General features: G+C 65.2%; 13 protein-coding genes. 10 read left to right on the top strand and 3 right to left on the bottom strand.

Annotation, left to right across the window (positions count from 1 at the left end; all coding sequences use genetic code 11):
* Positions 1-46: 46 nt before the first annotated feature.
* The 10 genes from WMF27_RS41420 (at position 47) to dbpB (WMF27_RS41375) (ending at position 8544) form a co-directional block, all read left to right on the top strand.
* Positions 47-310 (top strand): hypothetical protein, encoded by a 264-nt coding sequence (locus WMF27_RS41420; protein ID WP_437763380.1) that lies wholly within the window; start codon positions 47-49, stop codon positions 308-310.
* Between the two features lie 780 nt (positions 311-1090).
* Positions 1091-1348 carry a helix-turn-helix transcriptional regulator gene (locus tag WMF27_RS41415; RefSeq protein ID WP_437763381.1) on the top strand — a complete coding sequence of 86 codons (258 nt, stop codon included), beginning with the start codon at positions 1091-1093 and terminating at the stop codon, positions 1346-1348.
* A gap of 9 nt (positions 1349-1357) precedes the next feature.
* Complete coding sequence (gene queC / locus WMF27_RS41410; protein ID WP_437763382.1) at positions 1358-2071, top strand: 7-cyano-7-deazaguanine synthase QueC; 714 nt, start codon at positions 1358-1360, stop codon at positions 2069-2071.
* Positions 2068-2709 (top strand): 7-carboxy-7-deazaguanine synthase, encoded by a 642-nt coding sequence (queE, locus tag WMF27_RS41405; RefSeq protein WP_437763383.1) that lies wholly within the window; start codon positions 2068-2070, stop codon positions 2707-2709. The genes queC and queE overlap by 4 nt, the downstream gene beginning before the upstream one ends.
* An 11-nt stretch (positions 2710-2720) precedes the next feature.
* Entirely contained in the window at positions 2721-3080 is a 360-nt protein-coding gene (queD, locus tag WMF27_RS41400; RefSeq protein ID WP_437277885.1) for a 6-carboxytetrahydropterin synthase QueD, read from the top strand.
* Position 3081: 1 nt separating this feature from the next.
* The gene (folE2, locus tag WMF27_RS41395; protein WP_437763384.1) at positions 3082-3927 is read left to right on the top strand and encodes a GTP cyclohydrolase FolE2; all 846 of its coding nucleotides are present in this window, start codon (positions 3082-3084) and stop codon (positions 3925-3927) included.
* 36 nt (positions 3928-3963) lie between these two features.
* Positions 3964-4914, top strand: coding sequence for a hypothetical protein (locus WMF27_RS41390; RefSeq protein ID WP_437763385.1), 951 nt, complete (start codon positions 3964-3966; stop codon positions 4912-4914).
* Positions 4914-6092, top strand: a complete 1179-nt coding sequence (dbpB, locus tag WMF27_RS41385; RefSeq protein WP_437763386.1) for a DGQHR domain-containing protein DpdB — start codon at positions 4914-4916, stop codon at positions 6090-6092. The genes WMF27_RS41390 and dbpB (WMF27_RS41385) overlap by 1 nt, the downstream gene beginning before the upstream one ends.
* On the top strand, positions 6089-7390 hold the full coding sequence (dpdA, locus tag WMF27_RS41380) for a tRNA-guanine transglycosylase DpdA (protein WP_437763387.1): 1302 nt from the start codon (positions 6089-6091) through the stop codon (positions 7388-7390). The genes dbpB (WMF27_RS41385) and dpdA overlap by 4 nt, the downstream gene beginning before the upstream one ends.
* Positions 7387-8544: a DGQHR domain-containing protein DpdB gene (dbpB, locus tag WMF27_RS41375; protein ID WP_437763388.1), complete on the top strand. Its 1158-nt coding sequence runs from the start codon at positions 7387-7389 to the stop codon at positions 8542-8544. Before dpdA ends, dbpB (WMF27_RS41375) begins: the two co-directional genes overlap by 4 nt.
* A 55-nt stretch (positions 8545-8599) precedes the next feature.
* Here dbpB (WMF27_RS41375) and dpdD read toward each other — a convergent pair whose 3' ends face one another.
* Genes dpdD through dpdJ form a run of 3 tightly spaced genes read right to left on the bottom strand, consistent with a single transcriptional unit; the run spans position 8600 to position 16007 of the window.
* On the bottom strand, positions 8600-10882 hold the full coding sequence (gene dpdD / locus WMF27_RS41370) for a protein DpdD (RefSeq protein ID WP_437763389.1): 2283 nt from the start codon (positions 10880-10882) through the stop codon (positions 8600-8602).
* Entirely contained in the window at positions 10879-11415 is a 537-nt protein-coding gene (gene dpdK / locus WMF27_RS41365) for a phospholipase D-like domain-containing protein DpdK (protein WP_437763390.1), read from the bottom strand. Before dpdK ends, dpdD begins: the two co-directional genes overlap by 4 nt.
* Positions 11412-16007, bottom strand: coding sequence for a protein DpdJ (gene dpdJ, locus WMF27_RS41360; protein WP_437763391.1), 4596 nt, complete (start codon positions 16005-16007; stop codon positions 11412-11414). Before dpdJ ends, dpdK begins: the two co-directional genes overlap by 4 nt.
* Positions 16008-16028 lie beyond the last annotated feature (21 nt).

The following is a 16028-nucleotide window of genomic DNA, read 5'->3' as shown; positions in this document are numbered from 1 at the left end:
CCTGTCACGACTATTCTGGCGGCGACCGAAGCCCTGCGAGGTGAACATGGCGACGACCGGAGAGCGATTTGGGAAGGTTCGGCGCGAGCACGTGGAGAAGGCATGCCGAGAGCTCACGGCGAGCGGGGCGTCGACGGGCGGCGGGTCCTATTTCGTCCGCTTCGACGGCCGCGACCTGCCGGCCAAGCGGGTCCTACGCGACGCCTACCGTCACGCCAACGAGCGGGAGATCGAAGCGAAGGCCTTCAGCGGCGGCCAGTTCACGGCACGCATATTGCAGAGACTCGGTTTTGAAGTAGTCGTCCGCTGATCATTCGATCAGATCATTCAGGCGCTCTATGTCCTCGCGGTCGAGGTCCTGTAATTTCCAGAGTTCGCAAAGCTGACCCAGACCGACTCCTTCGAGACAGTGCGGTTTTCAGTGCCACGTTCCGAAGCCGAGTGGCTTGATCGTGCACAAGAGCGGGTGTTGACGGTCAGACTGATTGATGGCGTCGCGCGCCGGCTGGCGGATGACCATTACCGTCTTGCGCGGCCCTTAGGCGCGGCCATGTGCCTCCTCCATCAAGGATGGTTGAGCGAGATGTCGGCCTGAAACCATAGTGCGACTGATCCCGAACAACGCGGGCTTCGGTCTGCGACGCGGGCGGAGATCGCCTCGCCGAGCATCATCCCGTGCCCGCCTCGACCCGAACCGACATTGGGCCTTGGGCCCACGGCGCCCCGCGCCAGCAGCGCGGTCGACCCCGACGAGAGCCGCAAGAGGCCATGCCCGCTGAGAGCTCGGTCGCGGCACCAACCCCAGCCGTGGTGCTGTCACTTACCCAGACGAGGTGCCACATGAAGGTCGGAAGCTCATTACGATTTCCTCTCCGAATTTCTACCTTCACATCCAGATAAGCCTCATTTACCCAGCCCGGACGCCTCAGAAGCGACCCTGAATCCTTACGCTCAGGGAATAATTTTCCAAGTATGCCAACTGATCGCTCCCGCCGGGTCTTGACGTCGCATGACGCTGCGGGATAGGTTGCACCGGAACCTGACGGTTCGTGACAGCTGTTACGCCCTGCAACCTGAACACACGAACAGCATGAGCTTCGTGCTCGACGGAACTACCTATTTTTCTGCCGCCGAGGTAGTCCGCGACATTGGCGTGGCTCGCCAGACTCTCTGGCGTTGGAGACAAGACGGGAAGATTCCGGCAGGTCGGCGCTATCGAGAACATCAGGTAGTGTTTACAGCCGAGGAATTTGCCGCGATACGTGAATTCGCGCACCGAATTGAGCCCATCAACGATGCACCTCCCAACCAGTTGAGATTGTTCAGTGGTCGGCGTGCCCAACGCTGAGGAGGGACTATGTCGAGTGAACCGAAAGCTGTTGTACTTCTGAGCGGCGGACTTGATTCCACGACTACCCTGGCCATCGCGCAGAGCGAGGGGTACCACGTTCATGCCCTCACGTTTCGTTATGGCCAGCGCCACGAGGGCGAAATCGAAGCCGCGCGCCGTGTTGCGCAACGCTTGGGCGTCGCTCAACACGTTGTTGCACAGATCGACCTTCGGACGTTCGGCGGCTCAGCGCTCACAAGCGACATAGCAGTGCCTAAGGGGCGCTCTCTCGATGCTATCGGCACCGGCATCCCTATAACCTACGTCCCTGCCAGGAACACGATCTTCCTGTCGTTCGCCCTCGCATGGGCCGAAGTTCTAGACGCGAGCAACATCTTCCTCGGCGTCAACGCCCTCGACTACAGCGGGTACCCAGACTGCCGTCCAGAATATATCGAGGCCTTCGAGCGGATGGCAAATCTCGCAACGAAGGCAGGTGTCGAAGGTCGGCAGCAGCTCAAGATCCATACCCCGCTGATCCTCCTGACCAAGGCGCAGATCATCCAGCGTGGTTTGGCACTCGGCGTTGAGTATGGGCTGACGCTCACCTGTTACGACCCATCTGCTCAAGGCGAGGCGTGTGGGCGGTGCGATGCCTGCCTCTTGCGCCTGAAGGGTTTCGCGGAGAGCGGACTCGCGGACCCAGCTCCCTACCGCGTCGACGCGCGTGCACTCGCATGACTTACTCAGTCAAAGAGATTTTCTATACCCTGCAGGGTGAGGGAGCCCAAGCTGGCCGGCCTGCCGTCTTTTGCCGCTTCACGGGGTGCAATCTTTGGACAGGGCGCGAGGAGGATCGCCAGCGAGCCATTTGTCGCTTCTGCGATACAGACTTCGTGGGCATGGATGGACCGGGCGGCGGAAAGTTCCAAACCGCCCGAGACCTCGCCCAAGCCGTCGCGAACGTCTGGCCTCATAATCCTGCCCATGTCGGCCCGCGTTACATCGTCTGTACAGGTGGCGAACCGCTCCTTCAACTCGACGACGCACTTGTCGAGGCGTTCCATGCCGAGGGGTTCGAGGTCGCGATCGAGACCAATGGAACCCAGCTCCCGCCAAGGGGGATCGACTGGACGTGCGTGAGCCCCAAGGCAGGTACTGACCTGCTGCTTCGCTCCGGGGATGAGTTGAAACTCGTATTTCCTCAGGAGGGCGCTGAGCCTCACGTCTTCGAATACCTCGATTTCTCGCGCTTCTATCTGCAGCCGATGGATGGCCTGTTGCGGCAACGAAACACCGAACTCGCGCTCCGCTACTGCTTGGAGCATCCGCAGTGGCGGCTCAGCCTTCAAACGCACAAGATGCTCGGTATCCCCTGAGAGGGTGACGAATGGAGATTTTCAAAGAGTTCACCTTCGAAGCTGCGCATCGGTTGCCGAACGTGCCACCCGGTCATAAGTGCAGCCGGCTGCACGGGCACTCCTTCCGCTGCGAGATCCACGTGCGCGGAGACGTAGGGCCGGAGACGGGCTGGGTGCTGGATTTCGCGGACATCAAGGCCGCGTTCGAGCCTGTGCACAAGGTCCTCGATCATAATTTTCTCAACGAGATCGAAGGTTTATCAAATCCGACGAGCGAGAATCTTGCGAGGTGGATCTGGGCGCAACTCGCCCCGTCGCTGCCGGGGATCTCGGCTGTCGTCGTTCGAGAGACATGCACCTCCGGCTGCATTTATCGAGGAGAGGGGTGAGATGGAGGACGTGCAAGGCCGCCGTGATGCACGCGGCATCCCCATCAACCAGGCTGGAGTCAGCGATCTCGCTTACCCGATCGTGGTGCTCGATCGTGCCCGCGAGCGGCAGCACACCATCGCAAAAATATCAATGTCCGTAGGGCTGCCCCATGACTTCAAGGGGACCCACATGAGCCGCTTCATCGAGGTGCTCGAGGAGCACCGCGGTGAGGTGACGGTGCGCACCCTGCCGCGGATCCTGCGCGCCCTGCGCGAACGGCTGCATGCAGAGACCGCACAGATGAAGGTCGTGTTTCCCTATTTCCTTGAGCGGCGCGCCCCGGTGAGCGGCGCCTGCGGCCTGATCGACTACGAGTGCTCACTCACCGGCGAGACGAGCGGCACGAGCGAAGACTTCGTGCTCGGCGTCCGAGTGCCAGTCACGACCCTCTGCCCCTGCAGCAAGGCCATCAGCGACTACGGCGCGCACAACCAGCGGACCTACGTGACCATTGAGGTCCGTGGGACGTCGCCTATGTCCGACTCGTCGAACTTCATCTGGATCGAGGAGCTCGTCGAGGTCGCCGAGTCATCGGCGTCGGCCCCCGTGTACCCCCTCCTGAAGCGTCCGGACGAGCGCCACGTGACCATGCAGGCTTACGACAACCCGGCGTTCGTCGAGGATGTCGTGCGCGAGGTGGCGCTGAAGCTACAGGAGGATCCGCGCGTTGCCTGGTTCAGGGTGCACGCGAAGAGCGACGAAAGTATCCACAACCACAGCGCGTTCGCGCAGGTCGAGCAGGCGCGGGTCAGCAGGCGGGAGCCGCCGCGCCCTCCCCTTGGCAGGGATCCGGCAGAGGTGTAGCGTGCCGCGCCATTTCGGGCAGAATCCAAGGTGATCGTGACTCGTCCCATCGTCCAGATTGTCGCCGGTTGCACCGATCGGAAGCGGCTTCCGATCCCGGCCGATCTGCGCCTTCGCGCCGTCCGCGCGAAGCGGCCGGGGGACCTCTTCGGTGCGTGGTGGCGCGCGCTCGAGCAGCACAACTCGCGGGCAGTTCCGGCGGTCGATCTCTACGGCGGCGATCATTGGACCGTGGTCCGTGACCTGCCGCGCGTTGCACACGATGCGGGACTCGATGCCCGCCTGTGGGTGGCGTCCGCTGGGTACGGACTCGTGCCCGCGGAGGCGCACCTCCGCGCGTACGGCGCGACGTTCACGTCCGGCCACCCCGACTCCATCGCGGAAGGCGGCGCGGGCGATGAGATCGCGCGCCGCTGGTGGCATTCGCTGGCCGGGCGGCCGGGGCCGCACCGGACCGCACCCCGGACGCTGGCGGATCTGGCGCTGGCGTCTGCGGGTGCGAAGCTGCTCGTCGTGGCCTCGCCCCGCTACGTCCGCGCGGTGGCGGACGACTTAGTGCAAGCCGTGTCCGCGCTGCGGGATCGGGACGACCTGCTCATCGTCTCCGGAGATCCAGGGGCTTCCCACGAAACGCTGCGCCGGAACTGGATCCCATCTGTCGCGTCCCTGCAGACGACGGTCGGCGGGAGCCGACTCTCCCTTCATGCACGCATCGCCCGGCGCATCCTCGAGGAAGCCGCTCGACGCGGGATCGCCGCCACCACGGTACGAGATCGCTTCATCGATCTAGCCCGCGCGGCGCCGCCTCCTCAGCAGTACGATCGAACCCCACTCGACGACGAGGCCGTTCGCAGCTTCGTAGCCCAGAACCTTCGAAGCAATCCGGCGGCCACGCACACGCAGTTGCTCAGGGCCCTCCGTGACAGCGGGCGCGCATGCGAACAGTCACGGTTCAGGCAACTTTTTCTCCAGGTAAAGGAACGTTGATGGCGCGCGCCGCGAAGAAGACGACCGCCCACAAGGGGATCATCCGCCGTGCGGTGATCCGTCGCAGAGCACTGCGCATCATGCAGGACCCAGAGCGACCTCTCTATCTCTTCAGCCTCCGCGCTGAAGAGATACTGAAGATCGCGGACATCTCGCGCATCGCACGCGACGCTCAAGGCGAGTTGCTCGGCTACCAACGCCCCGAGGTACGCCAGCACATCCGGAACATCCAGGCCTATCTCGACGGCCGCCAAGGCGGCATGCTGTTCCCGAACTCGATCATCCTGTCCCTCTCCTCGTCCGTACGCTTTCAGCGAGAGCGCGGCCCCGAGGCCGATGACGGCCTCGCCCATGCAGGGACCATCGTGATCCCGATCCCAGGCATCGACGACCCAAAGCCCGCCTGGATCGTCGACGGCCAGCAGCGTGCGATGGCCCTTTCCCGGAGCCAGCGCAACGATTTCCCCGTCGCTGTCAACGCCTTCGTCGCCGACGATATCGCCACGCAGCGAGAGCAATTCCTTCTAGTAAACAGCACCAAGCCGCTGCCACGCGGACTCATCACTGAACTCCTTCCGGACATCGACACGACTCTGCCGGCGAACCTCGCCATCCGGCGTGCCCCCGCAGTCCTCTGCGACCTTCTGAATCGAGATCCGAAATCTCCCTTTTTCGGCCTGATTCGCCGGGCTTCGTCGACGAAGGCGGCGCGAAAGACCGAGGTGCTCGCTGATACGTCTGTCATGCAAATCCTGCAGGAGAGCCTCACAACCCCCTCCGGCTGTCTGTTCGCCTACCGCAACGTGGCCACCGCGCAGACTGACTTCACCGGCATCCGAAAGCTCCTGCTCATTTACTGGAGTGCTGTACGGGACACCTTCCCCGACGCCTGGGGGCAGCCGCCGACCCAGAGCCGCCTGATGCACAGCGCCGGATTGCGTGCGATGGGCCGCTTGATGGACCGGGTGATGGGATCCATCGACATCGACGCTTCCGACGCGCGGCGGCGCGTGCTCCGTGAGCTTGCACCGCTCACCCGCGTCTGTTGCTGGACGTCGGGCTCCTGGAGCGACCTTGGACTGCGGTGGAATGAGGTCCAGAACGTGCCCGCGCACGTCCGCAGTCTGACAGATTTCTTGCTTCGGACCTACCATGATCGAGTGGGGGTGGCGCGGTGAAGTACTTCCTGCCTGACAGCCAGGACCTGGTCGATCCGAGCTTTGACTTCGAGCGGGAGCGAAGGTCCGCGACGCGCCTGCGCCAGCGCGACGACCTCTACGCCCACGAGATTTTCGCGGAGCGGGTGCTCGACGGCATCCTGGTCTCGAAGGGCATCGTCGACGGCTCCGAAAACTCCGGGGGGCGCTACACGCTGGCGCAGCGCCACCGCCTCCTCCGCGTCGGGGCGCGCGAGTTCTTCCGCATCGATCGGAAAGACAACATGCCCATCGCAACGATGGGTGACTGCGGAGCCTTCACGTATGTCAAGGATCAGGTGCCGCCGTACACTGTCGACGAGGTGATCCGATTCTACGTTGATTGCGGCTTCGACTACGGCATCTCAGTCGATCATGTGATTCTGGCGTACAGCACTGAGTGGGACAAGCCGGGCGCCAAGGTGCCGGACGAACTGCGCGAGCGACAGGAAATCACGCTTGAGCTCGCGCAGGAGTTCTTCACACGATGGAAGAACGATCGCCTCCCGTTCCAACCGCTCGGCGTCGCGCAGGGCTGGAGCCCGCGCTCTTACGCACGGGCCGCCCAGCAGCTCCAGAAAATGGGATATCGCCACGTCGCAGTCGGCGGGATGGTTCCCCTCAAGACGCCGGAGATCCTGGCTGGGCTCGAGGCTATCGACGGCGTACGGCGCAAGGATACCCGGCTTCACCTCCTCGGGGTCACACGCACTGAGCAAATGCAGGCCTTCGCGAAAATGGGCGTCGAGAGCTTCGACAGCACCTCGCCGCTTCGGCAGGCATTCAAAGACGATAAGGATAACTATTACACGATGGACCGCACGTATGTCGCTGTGCGTGTCCCCCAAGTGGAGGGGAACCCGAAGCTCCAAAAGCGGATCTCGTCGGGCAACGTGCCGCAGGGAAAGGCCCGCGAGCTCGAGCGTGCCTGTCTCGACGGGATGCGGCGACTCGATGCGGGCGAGGTCAAGGTCGAGGTCGTACTCGACGCCCTCCAGCGATACGACGAGCTGTGCGGCGTTCCGTCGAGCCATCGCGATGTGTATCGCGAGGTGCTTACCGATCGCCCCTGGACGCAATGCCACTGCGACGTCTGCCGCGAGCTCGGCCATCATGTGATCCTGTTCCGTGGCGCGGAGCGGAACCGTCGCCGCGGTTTCCATAATACGTGGGTGTTCTACCGAAAACTCGCGCGGGAGCTCGGCGGTGGCGTCGCCGAGACCACCGCGCGAGAGTCTCCAGGCGGACGTCGCGTGTCCGCCTCTGAGGTATTCTCATGACGACCGAGCTGTGTTTCCCAGCCATCGAGGTGCGCCAGTCGCCTGAGCGCACCCTCTACACCTTCGCGGTGGACGCTAAGCTGGTCCCGAAATTCGCGACGGTGTCCCGCATCCGGCGGAAAGACGGAGACGAGCTCCAGGGCTACCAGCGGCCGGAAGTCCTGGCGCACATCGAGGAGATCCGAGCCTACGTGGAGAGCGAGTCTCCTATGATCCCGAACGCCGTGGTACTGGCGTTCGACTCTCGGGTTCGCTTCGAGCCGCATGCAGGCCCATGCAGCCCCTACGCTCGCCCGGGGACGCTCTTCATCCCGGTCGATGATGAGGCACCTGAGGAGGAGCGGCCCGGCTTTATCGTCGACGGTCAGCAGCGCCTCGCAGCCATCCGGGATGCGACCGTCGATTCATTTCCCATTTGCGTGAGCGCGTTCGTGACGGACGATGTGCGTGAGCAAACGGAGCAGTTCATCCTCGTCAACTCGACGAAGCCGCTCCCGAAGGGGCTCATTTATGAGTTGCTTCCTGGGACCGATACCGCTCTCCCGACGCTCCTCCAGCGCCGGAGGCTACCTGCCTTTCTCATGACGCGGCTGAATCAGGACAAGACCTCTCCTTTCCACGGGATGATCCACACAGTGACGAATCCGTCGGGCACCATCAAGGACAACTCGGTCCTCAAGATGCTGGAGAACAGCCTGAGCGACGGGGTCCTCTACCGCCTACGGGACGGGAGCGGAAGCGAGGTGGATACGGACACCATGCTCGGCGTCCTCTTCGCGTTCTGGAGCGCGGTCAAAGAGGTGTTCGGAGAAGCGTGGGGGCAGCCCCCCAAAAAGTCGCGCCTGATGCATGGCGCCGGGGTCGTGAGCCTCGGGTTTCTAATGGACACGATCTCGGAGCGGTACCGCAGAAAAGGGCTGCCGACCAAAGCAATGTTCGCGAAGGACCTGAGGCCGCTCAAGCCACTCTGTCGCTGGACCGATGGGTACTGGGATTTCGGGCCCGGGCAGCAGCGGAAGTGGAACGAGGTCCAGAACACGACCAAGGACATCCAGATGCTGACCAACTACCTCGTGGTGCAGTATAAATCGCTGGTCTGGAACCGCCCGGGGGCGCCCACAGGGCGTCAGTTGGCTCTCACGACCACTCATTGAGCACAGTCGTAGGACTCTAATCACACAGCTTGACGCGTGCCGAACCCAGCGCGGGTCAGGACGACGATGAAGAGGTCTTATGAAGGTGGTCGCGGATTGCCTCCAGAATACTGGCGCTTCCTCGTCCGCACGCATAAAGCGTTACACTTGTTCGGGAACGGTTCGCCTCGATGAAGTCCGTTGCGGCGTGTTTTGCGACCGCGGCTGCGACGACGAACAGGTCGGCCGTGCTCGCTGCGGTGCGCAACGCCGGCGAACCGCCGACTTTGTCGTGGAAGCAGTGCACAGTGGCGTCGGCGCACAACGCTTGAAGCGTCGACTTCACGCGCCGCAGCACGGATTCCTGCAGAGAGTACACGGCGATTCGGGCACCCCGGAGTGCGGACCAGCATGAGCCTTCCTCCCGAGCCGCGTCGTTCGCGTCTATCCGAGGAACGGCATCAGCAACCCCGAGTTCGTCAGCAAGGTTCCGGAGGAGCGTCCAGTGCGCCGCGTCGATGCGGCGGTACCAGCGTTGGAAGAGCCCGGCGACCTGGATGATGAAGTGCTGTCGAGCCGCCGGATCCAGGCACGGCACGGTGACTAGCAGATCGGCCACTTCGAGCGCGAGATCCGCGCTGGAGGGACTACCGATGGCTTCGATTGCCCGCATGAGCTGCGATATGATTTCACGGTAATCGGCCACAGTGAGGCCGAGCTGGAGCTTGGCGTCAGCCACGCGCACGAGGGCACGCAATTGAGCAATCGAAACGTGGTCATCCACCGCGAGAAGGAGGAACAAGCTATCGTAGACGGGGGCGAGGCGAGTGTCTGGACCTTCGGATAAGAAGAACTCCAGTAAATACGGAAGCGCGTCGCGGAGCGCGGCCTGCCCCCATTCAGGGAGTTCGGCGAGGAGAAGTTCGGCCGTGTACTCAACCTGCTCCGGATCCGCTGCGAAGTGGGCGAAGCTCCACTCGCGGCCGGCAGCGTCGGCAATCGCCACGGCGGTCCGCCAGCGTTCCGCTGCCTGAAGGCCGCGAAGCCAAGCGGGCCACGAGGAAGGCACCTCGCACGACGGTTGCGAGACGACCGTAGTCGTAGGGGGCGCGGACGGCGGGGATGCGGCAGATGCGGCGAGTGCGCCGTGGATCCGCGAGAGAACTGCGTTGTGGTCAAGGCGCTCGCGCTCCGACGTTGAGAGATCTTCGACGGCGGCCAGAGCCACTCGCGTAGTCGCAAGCGTCCCTATCTCCCACGCGCAGCGCAGTAGCAGGGCGCATCGTTCGAAGGACGGAGGAAGAGCGAGCGCGCTCTCATACGCGCCGTCGACGTCGCCGTGGGCGAACACGTCGCGCGCGTACTGCAACGCTCCGGCGACGATCGACGCGGGGGCGCGACCCGGTAGGAGCGCGGCGATCGAAGCGAGGTACGCTCTAGTGGGCGCACTCTCGGGCTGCGCGCTCAGAATGGTGTCCACGAGCTCCGGACGAGGCGGATCCGACGCAATGGCGAGGAGGAGGAAGCTCGCTTCGACCTCGTGGCCGGAGAGACCCGCCCGTGCTCGGTACAGCCCGCGGAACCGCGGCAGCACCTCAGCGCGGAAGCGCTGGACGGCCCCGACTGGGTACGCCCGCATCTCGAACTCGTGCAGCAACCCGTTATAGACGGCTTGCACGAGCGCCTCGGTGACGCGTCGCGGGCGTCTCAATTCGACTAGGACGCCGAGTTCCGGCAATGCAAGGATCGCGTCCCACATGCCAAGCGAAGCGAGCCGCCGAACCTCGAGGAAGAGGAGGTTCGCTGTATCGAGACGCCCGGTCGAACGGAGCTCCGCGATGTGCTCGGAGGCGGCCGCGCCGTCATGCGACAGCAAGGCGTACTCGAAATCGCGCAAGATGCGTCCGGTCGCACGTAACCGCTGACCGTGGCGGCTCGGCCGCTCCGCCCGGAGACGGAGGACGAGGCGCAGCCGCTCGCGCGCCGCGGTGAAGAGTCGTTCATCGGGCACCTCAAGGCGAAAAGCGTTGGACCCACAGCGATCGAGCACCGCGGCTTCAACCGGATCCCGCGCGTCGAGGAAGGTGGGGCGACCTTCGAAGTCCGAGTACGAGGGTCCGAGGAACGCGCGTAACTCGTTGCGGGCGATGCGTGCGACATGCGTTGATGCACAGAGCACGTACCAGGCGACGCTCCCGTCGTCGCGCACACGGGGCAGAATCACCATCTCCGGGTCCCGCCCCAGCTCTTCCAGGAACGGGCCCAGCCGTTCGTACACCTCGGCCGGGAGCGTCTTGCGCTGGATCGCCTCCCAGCGCAGCCGATTGCCGGGCCCAAAGAACTGATGCTCGAAGCTCACGGCCGTCCTCCGTACTCGCCGAGGAACATCATCCGGAGCGCCTCGACCTGTTCGCGCTCGGTCTGGAACACGAGCATCTCGGTCAGGTTCTCGATGCCGTTGAACGTCAGGTTCATTGAACCGGCGAGAGAGTACCGATCACCCACAATACCCTTGGCGTGGAGGTCGGAGCGCTCCAGCGATGTCAGGCGCCGATCGCTCGACCGACTGCCGGGACCGTGCTCCAGGGCCTCGAACACTTGGCGGTTGCCGAGGTCGGGGCGGGTAGCAATCACCACCTCCGTGCCTCGATACAGCAGATTGCGCAGCACACGGCTCAATCGCACTTCGTCGAACGGGAAGTCGGGCCCGAGGTGCTGGAAGGCGCCGGTGGTGTTGTCGATCACCGGTACGTCCCGTAGCCACGGCGACACGATCCACAGGCACCGGCTCGGCGCGAGGAGTTCAGCGGTGAAGATGGACTGCAGCAACTCGCGCACGGCATTGCGTGGGGCGGCGGCGGTCTGCAGTAGTTGCCGCGGAGGAAAGCTCATTGAATGGCCTCCGGCAGCTCAATCGAGGTGATCAGCCGCTCGCCCTCACGCCTCACGCCCGTGACACGCGGATGCACGAGCAGTGTATCGGCGTCGATGGGCTCGCACGCGAGCCGGAGCAGCGCCTCCGCGAGGCGCGCCGGTTGCTCCGCCGCCGTGACGAGTTCGGCGGATCCGCTTCCGAGAAGAGCCTGTGCGAGGCCTTCGAACCAGGGCCCGTCGTCCAGCTCCACCACCGGCGGAGAGCGTCGCAGCGCGGCGAGGACTAGCAGGCGATCGCACTCCGGGATGCTCGCGAACGGGTGATGGGCCCGGAGGCTCTCTGCGCGCACCTGCGCGCCGCGCGGCCAGAGCATCCCCATCAGCACCCCGTAGCGCCACGCGGCCCGCATCCGATCCGAGCTGTCTGGAGGAGCAACCTGGAGAGCTTGCTCGAGTGCGTCGTCGTGGCTTCTGGCAAACGCGAAGACCCTCGCGTCCACGTCGACCCCGAGCAGTACTTCCGCATGGTGCCAATCGCGGACACAGGCGGCGAGGAACGAGTCGGTGCGAGCGTTCGAGCCAGGCCGAAGCAAGCGCGCATGGAGCGATACGAGCAGCGTCGGCGTCGGCGCCACACCGCATCGTGACAGCTCCATCCGCAGTTCGTCGAGGGCGCGCGCGCTCGCGTCGTGGGTCCTCGCGCCTCGAACCGCTGCGAAGATGGGGTGCAAGGGGTGCTGCCCCGGGGATCCCGCCCACGCGACGATCCGAGCGAGCTCGTCGCCTACGTGCTCGAGATCGGACGCACCGAGCGTCGCTTCAAGCAACCGGAGGTAGTGTCTCGGATCCGCGGCGTAGTGCGTCAGGAACTCCTCCACGAAGCCGCCGCCGCCGATGATCGCCTCCGTGAGCCACAGCTCGTCGGTACTGTCGTCCGCGGTAACGGACGGTCGGGGGCGAGCGTCAAGATCGAGGATCAGGGTGCCAGGATCCATGCGCGGGCACAGGTCATAGGCGGCCTCCACCATGGCTGCGCCGAGCGTCGCTTTAAATCGTGCCTGCAGCCAAGGCTCCCATCGGTCATCGATGGGGGCCCACAGCACACTCGCGGCTTCGTGGAGTGCCTCCCGCGTTGTCGAGAGGGCGATGATGTCGAGCAGTTCCTGTAGCCGACGCGGCCGGGCGCCCGGGCCCGCCCCATCGCTCTCGCCGTCATCGTCATCGTCGGCTTCACCGTCTTCCGGCGCCCACTGCAGGATGGTCTCGATCACTTCGGCGACCGACGTCCGCGACGTCCCGTCGTGCACCGCAGCCTCCGCATCCGCGAGGCCCGTCCCCGAGAGCAGTGCTTCGGCGGTCACCGTCGAAAGGTAGGCCTGCGAGAGCCAGTCACGCTGAAACGTGTTCGCGACCCCGTCGAGGTTGGTCGCCGCACGCACGAGTTCGCGGAAGCGCGCGGGTCGCAGCCCGCGAACGAGGCGCACGTCGGCACGGCACTGCTCATGGAGTCGTGGCGGGTACCGGAAGCGAACCTCGATCGCGTCCACGTCGGCGACCAGTCCCAGCGCGGCGGGCTGGGTGCCGCCTCCTGGCGCCTCGCACACGAAACGCAGTCTGCGCTCCAGGGAGGGGGATCCTCGCCGCGCGATCGACGCGCGCGCGCCGGTCGCGAACCGGCGGAGCTCGATCGGGAGCCCAAGATGATGCGTGTGGAAGCGCAGGGGCTGGATGATCGCGCTCCACGACGATGCTGCTGGCAGATCCACCTCGTGGCCTTTCCCGGCCGGTACGATCTCTGCGCGCCAATCGAGAAACGCGTTCGACGATACTTGGATGTCCGCTGGCGGCACTGTCACGTCGAGAGCATGAGGGCGGAACACCGGAACCTGAACGACGTGGGCGCGCTCCTGGTACGAGAACACGCCGAGGTCATGTCGATCCTCACGAGGGCACACGCGATCGATGGACACGTCGTTGCCGCGATCGGGGCTCACCCAGTAGCGCTGAAAGGCGTGAAGGACTCCGAAGCGGCGCGACACGCGTCCCGGCGCGAACTCGCGAAGCGCCTGCGCTAGCGGCATCGGCTCTTCTCGCGCGGGTGTCCTCCCGTGGGCGGGGAGACGCACGGTGACTTCTGGGAGGTTGAGATCGCTGAATAGCGCGCGGGGCACGAACTCGGGAAGCGGCGCATTCCGCGAGTGGCGCTCGGGTCCGCTGCCATCCGCGCGCTTCCAGTTGCGCTCGAGCCGGCGGAGGAGTGTAGGCACAGCCTCGGTGAGCAGCGCCCGCGGCGGCTCCCAGAGCAGCGCCGTGACCGTGTCCGGATCCACGTCGAGGGCCCGAGCCATGAAATTGGTAAACGCGGTCCGCTGCTCGGGCTGGTCGAGGAGCAAACGCAGCAGCTCTGCGTACCGCCGCTGCCGCTCGCGCAGTTGCGTCTCGCGCGAGTCGGCCGGCTGAGCGAGATCGGTCCACGGTTCCGGTGAGTGGCCCTGAGGCAACCCGCGCGCGAGCCAGTCGAGCAGCGCATAGGTCGCCTGCATACGCAGCACGACGCGGTTGCCGAGCGGCAGGCGCCGCGGCGGCAGCGCCGGTGAGAAGGTCCGCTCATAGGCCTGGTACGCGCTGCGATCGCGGCCGTAATCGGAGAGGACGACCACCGTCCATGGGCGCATATCGCGGCGGCGACCGGCGCGACCCTTCCGCTGCATGAAGGCCGCGGCGCTGTGGGGCGCCTTATGCTGAAGCACGGCGCCGACGTCGGGGTCGTCGAAGCCGACCTCGAGCGCAGAGGTCGCGATGACCGTCTCGGCGGTCGCGTCCACCCCCGCATCCTGTGAGCTCGTGCGGCCGACGCGAGCGCGCGCGCCGGGGGCGAGTGTGTGGCCGGCGTCCTCTGCCAGTGTCCAGTTTTGCCCTGCGTCGAGGCGCTCCCGTGCGCCCGGCAGCGTGGATGCGCGCAGGTTTGCGAGCGAGCCACCGGGGCGCTGCGGGTTGGGCCGGCCGAACGGATCCCACCCCTCGGCGTCGAGCAGGCTATGGAATAGTCGGTTCGTGACATCGAGGTTGTCGGTGAACGCGAAGACGCGGCTTCCGAAGTATGGCTGCCGCCGCTGCGGGGCGAGCACGCGCCGGAGCAGCAACGCCGTCTGGATCGATGTGGAGAGTAGGCTCGTCCCCGACGCCGGATCGCCACGGAGGGCGAGCATGTACTCCATGCCTTGCGGGCGGAGTTCGCCAGGGTGCGGGGAAATTTCCGCTACATCGCCGCGCCCGACGCCGACCAGATCGGCGAAGAAGCTGGGCGCCTCTGCCAAGGTCGCGGAGAGCCCCACAAAGTGGGGCTTGTTGTCGGCGAGACGGCGCCACCGCCGCAGGAGCAGGGCAACGTGAGCGCCATGCACTCCCTCGTAGGTGTGCGCCTCGTCAAGGAGTACCAGATTTAAACGTCGCTCCGGGGCCACACCGACGCCGAACAGATGCCGGTAGCGTGCCGAGGACATGCGCTGGTTTAGCATCTCCGTCGTCGCAAAGAGCACATCGGGGGGCTCGTCGAGCATGCGCTCGCGGGTCAGCCGGATCTCGTCCGGTGCGATCGACTCGTTGCAGGAGCCGGCGGTGCACACGAGAGACTCGACCCGTTGGCGAACGAGCGCCTCCGGCCACACCATCGGCTCGTTGCACCGCGGGCAACGTAGATACGGGCACTCAAACGCCCAGCCGTCTCGTAGCCTGAAGCGTCGCCACGAGGAGCGGTTCGCGCCGGTCGCATTCGTGAGCAATTGCGACCCCGACGTCGGAACGTCACCGTACAGCGCGCCGAGGACGAGCTTGCGCGTGTTGGCGGCCTGCAGCGCGGGCACGATGCGGCGTGCGTTCGCCATGGCCTCGCGGAACTGGTCTTTGAGGAGTTCGCTGCGCGGATAGATGGCGAGGCACTTGGTCCACGGGTCGCCGGAGAGCCGGGGCGCGATCGCCGCGTAGGCCGGGAGGTAGAACGCGAGGGTCTTCCCGCTGCCGGTGCCGGCGCACACGACCGTGCCGACGGAACGGCCGGTTCCCGTCGTACGGAGCACGCGCACCGAAGCTCGCACCTGGAATCCCGAGAGAGCGAGCTGCTCCGACGCGCCCGTGCGAAGCAATGCGCGCACCACGCCCTCCTGCAACGGAGTGAGCCGTACCTCGGACCGAAGTGTGGTGATCGCAGCGTCCGGGGCCACGTCGCGCTTCGGGTACTCACGCGCTCGCAGGAGGAGGCGGTAGTCGGCCACGAGATTAGGCGCCGATCGCCACGCTCCATGCCTCGGGTCGGGGAATATCTGACGCAGGCGCGCAAAGAGTCTCACCGCTTCGGCCATGCGGGTGCGATATCGATCGGACCCCGGCAGCTTCCACAGGAGGCGGCCGTCGGTGAGCGCATCGACGAGCTCCCACCCCGACGCATACCCCGGATCGACACCGCGACCAACGAGTTCCTCGAGGAACGCGTCCGCATGATGCTCGAGTTCGTGCTCTGCGAAGAAGCCATCGGTGAGACCCCACGCGAGAAGCGTGGCCTCACGTTGTTCCAGCCAATCAAGGAACTCAATCGCGTGTTCGTTCGGATTCATCGGAGTCCTTCGAGCGATCCG

Source organism: Sorangium sp. So ce281 (genome assembly GCF_051527395.1).
Taxonomy (GTDB): Bacteria; Myxococcota_A; Polyangia; order Polyangiales; family Polyangiaceae; genus Sorangium; species Sorangium cellulosum_B.
The sequence above is the reverse complement of the archived record's forward strand: the minus strand, read 5'-3'. Positions and strand labels throughout refer to the sequence as shown.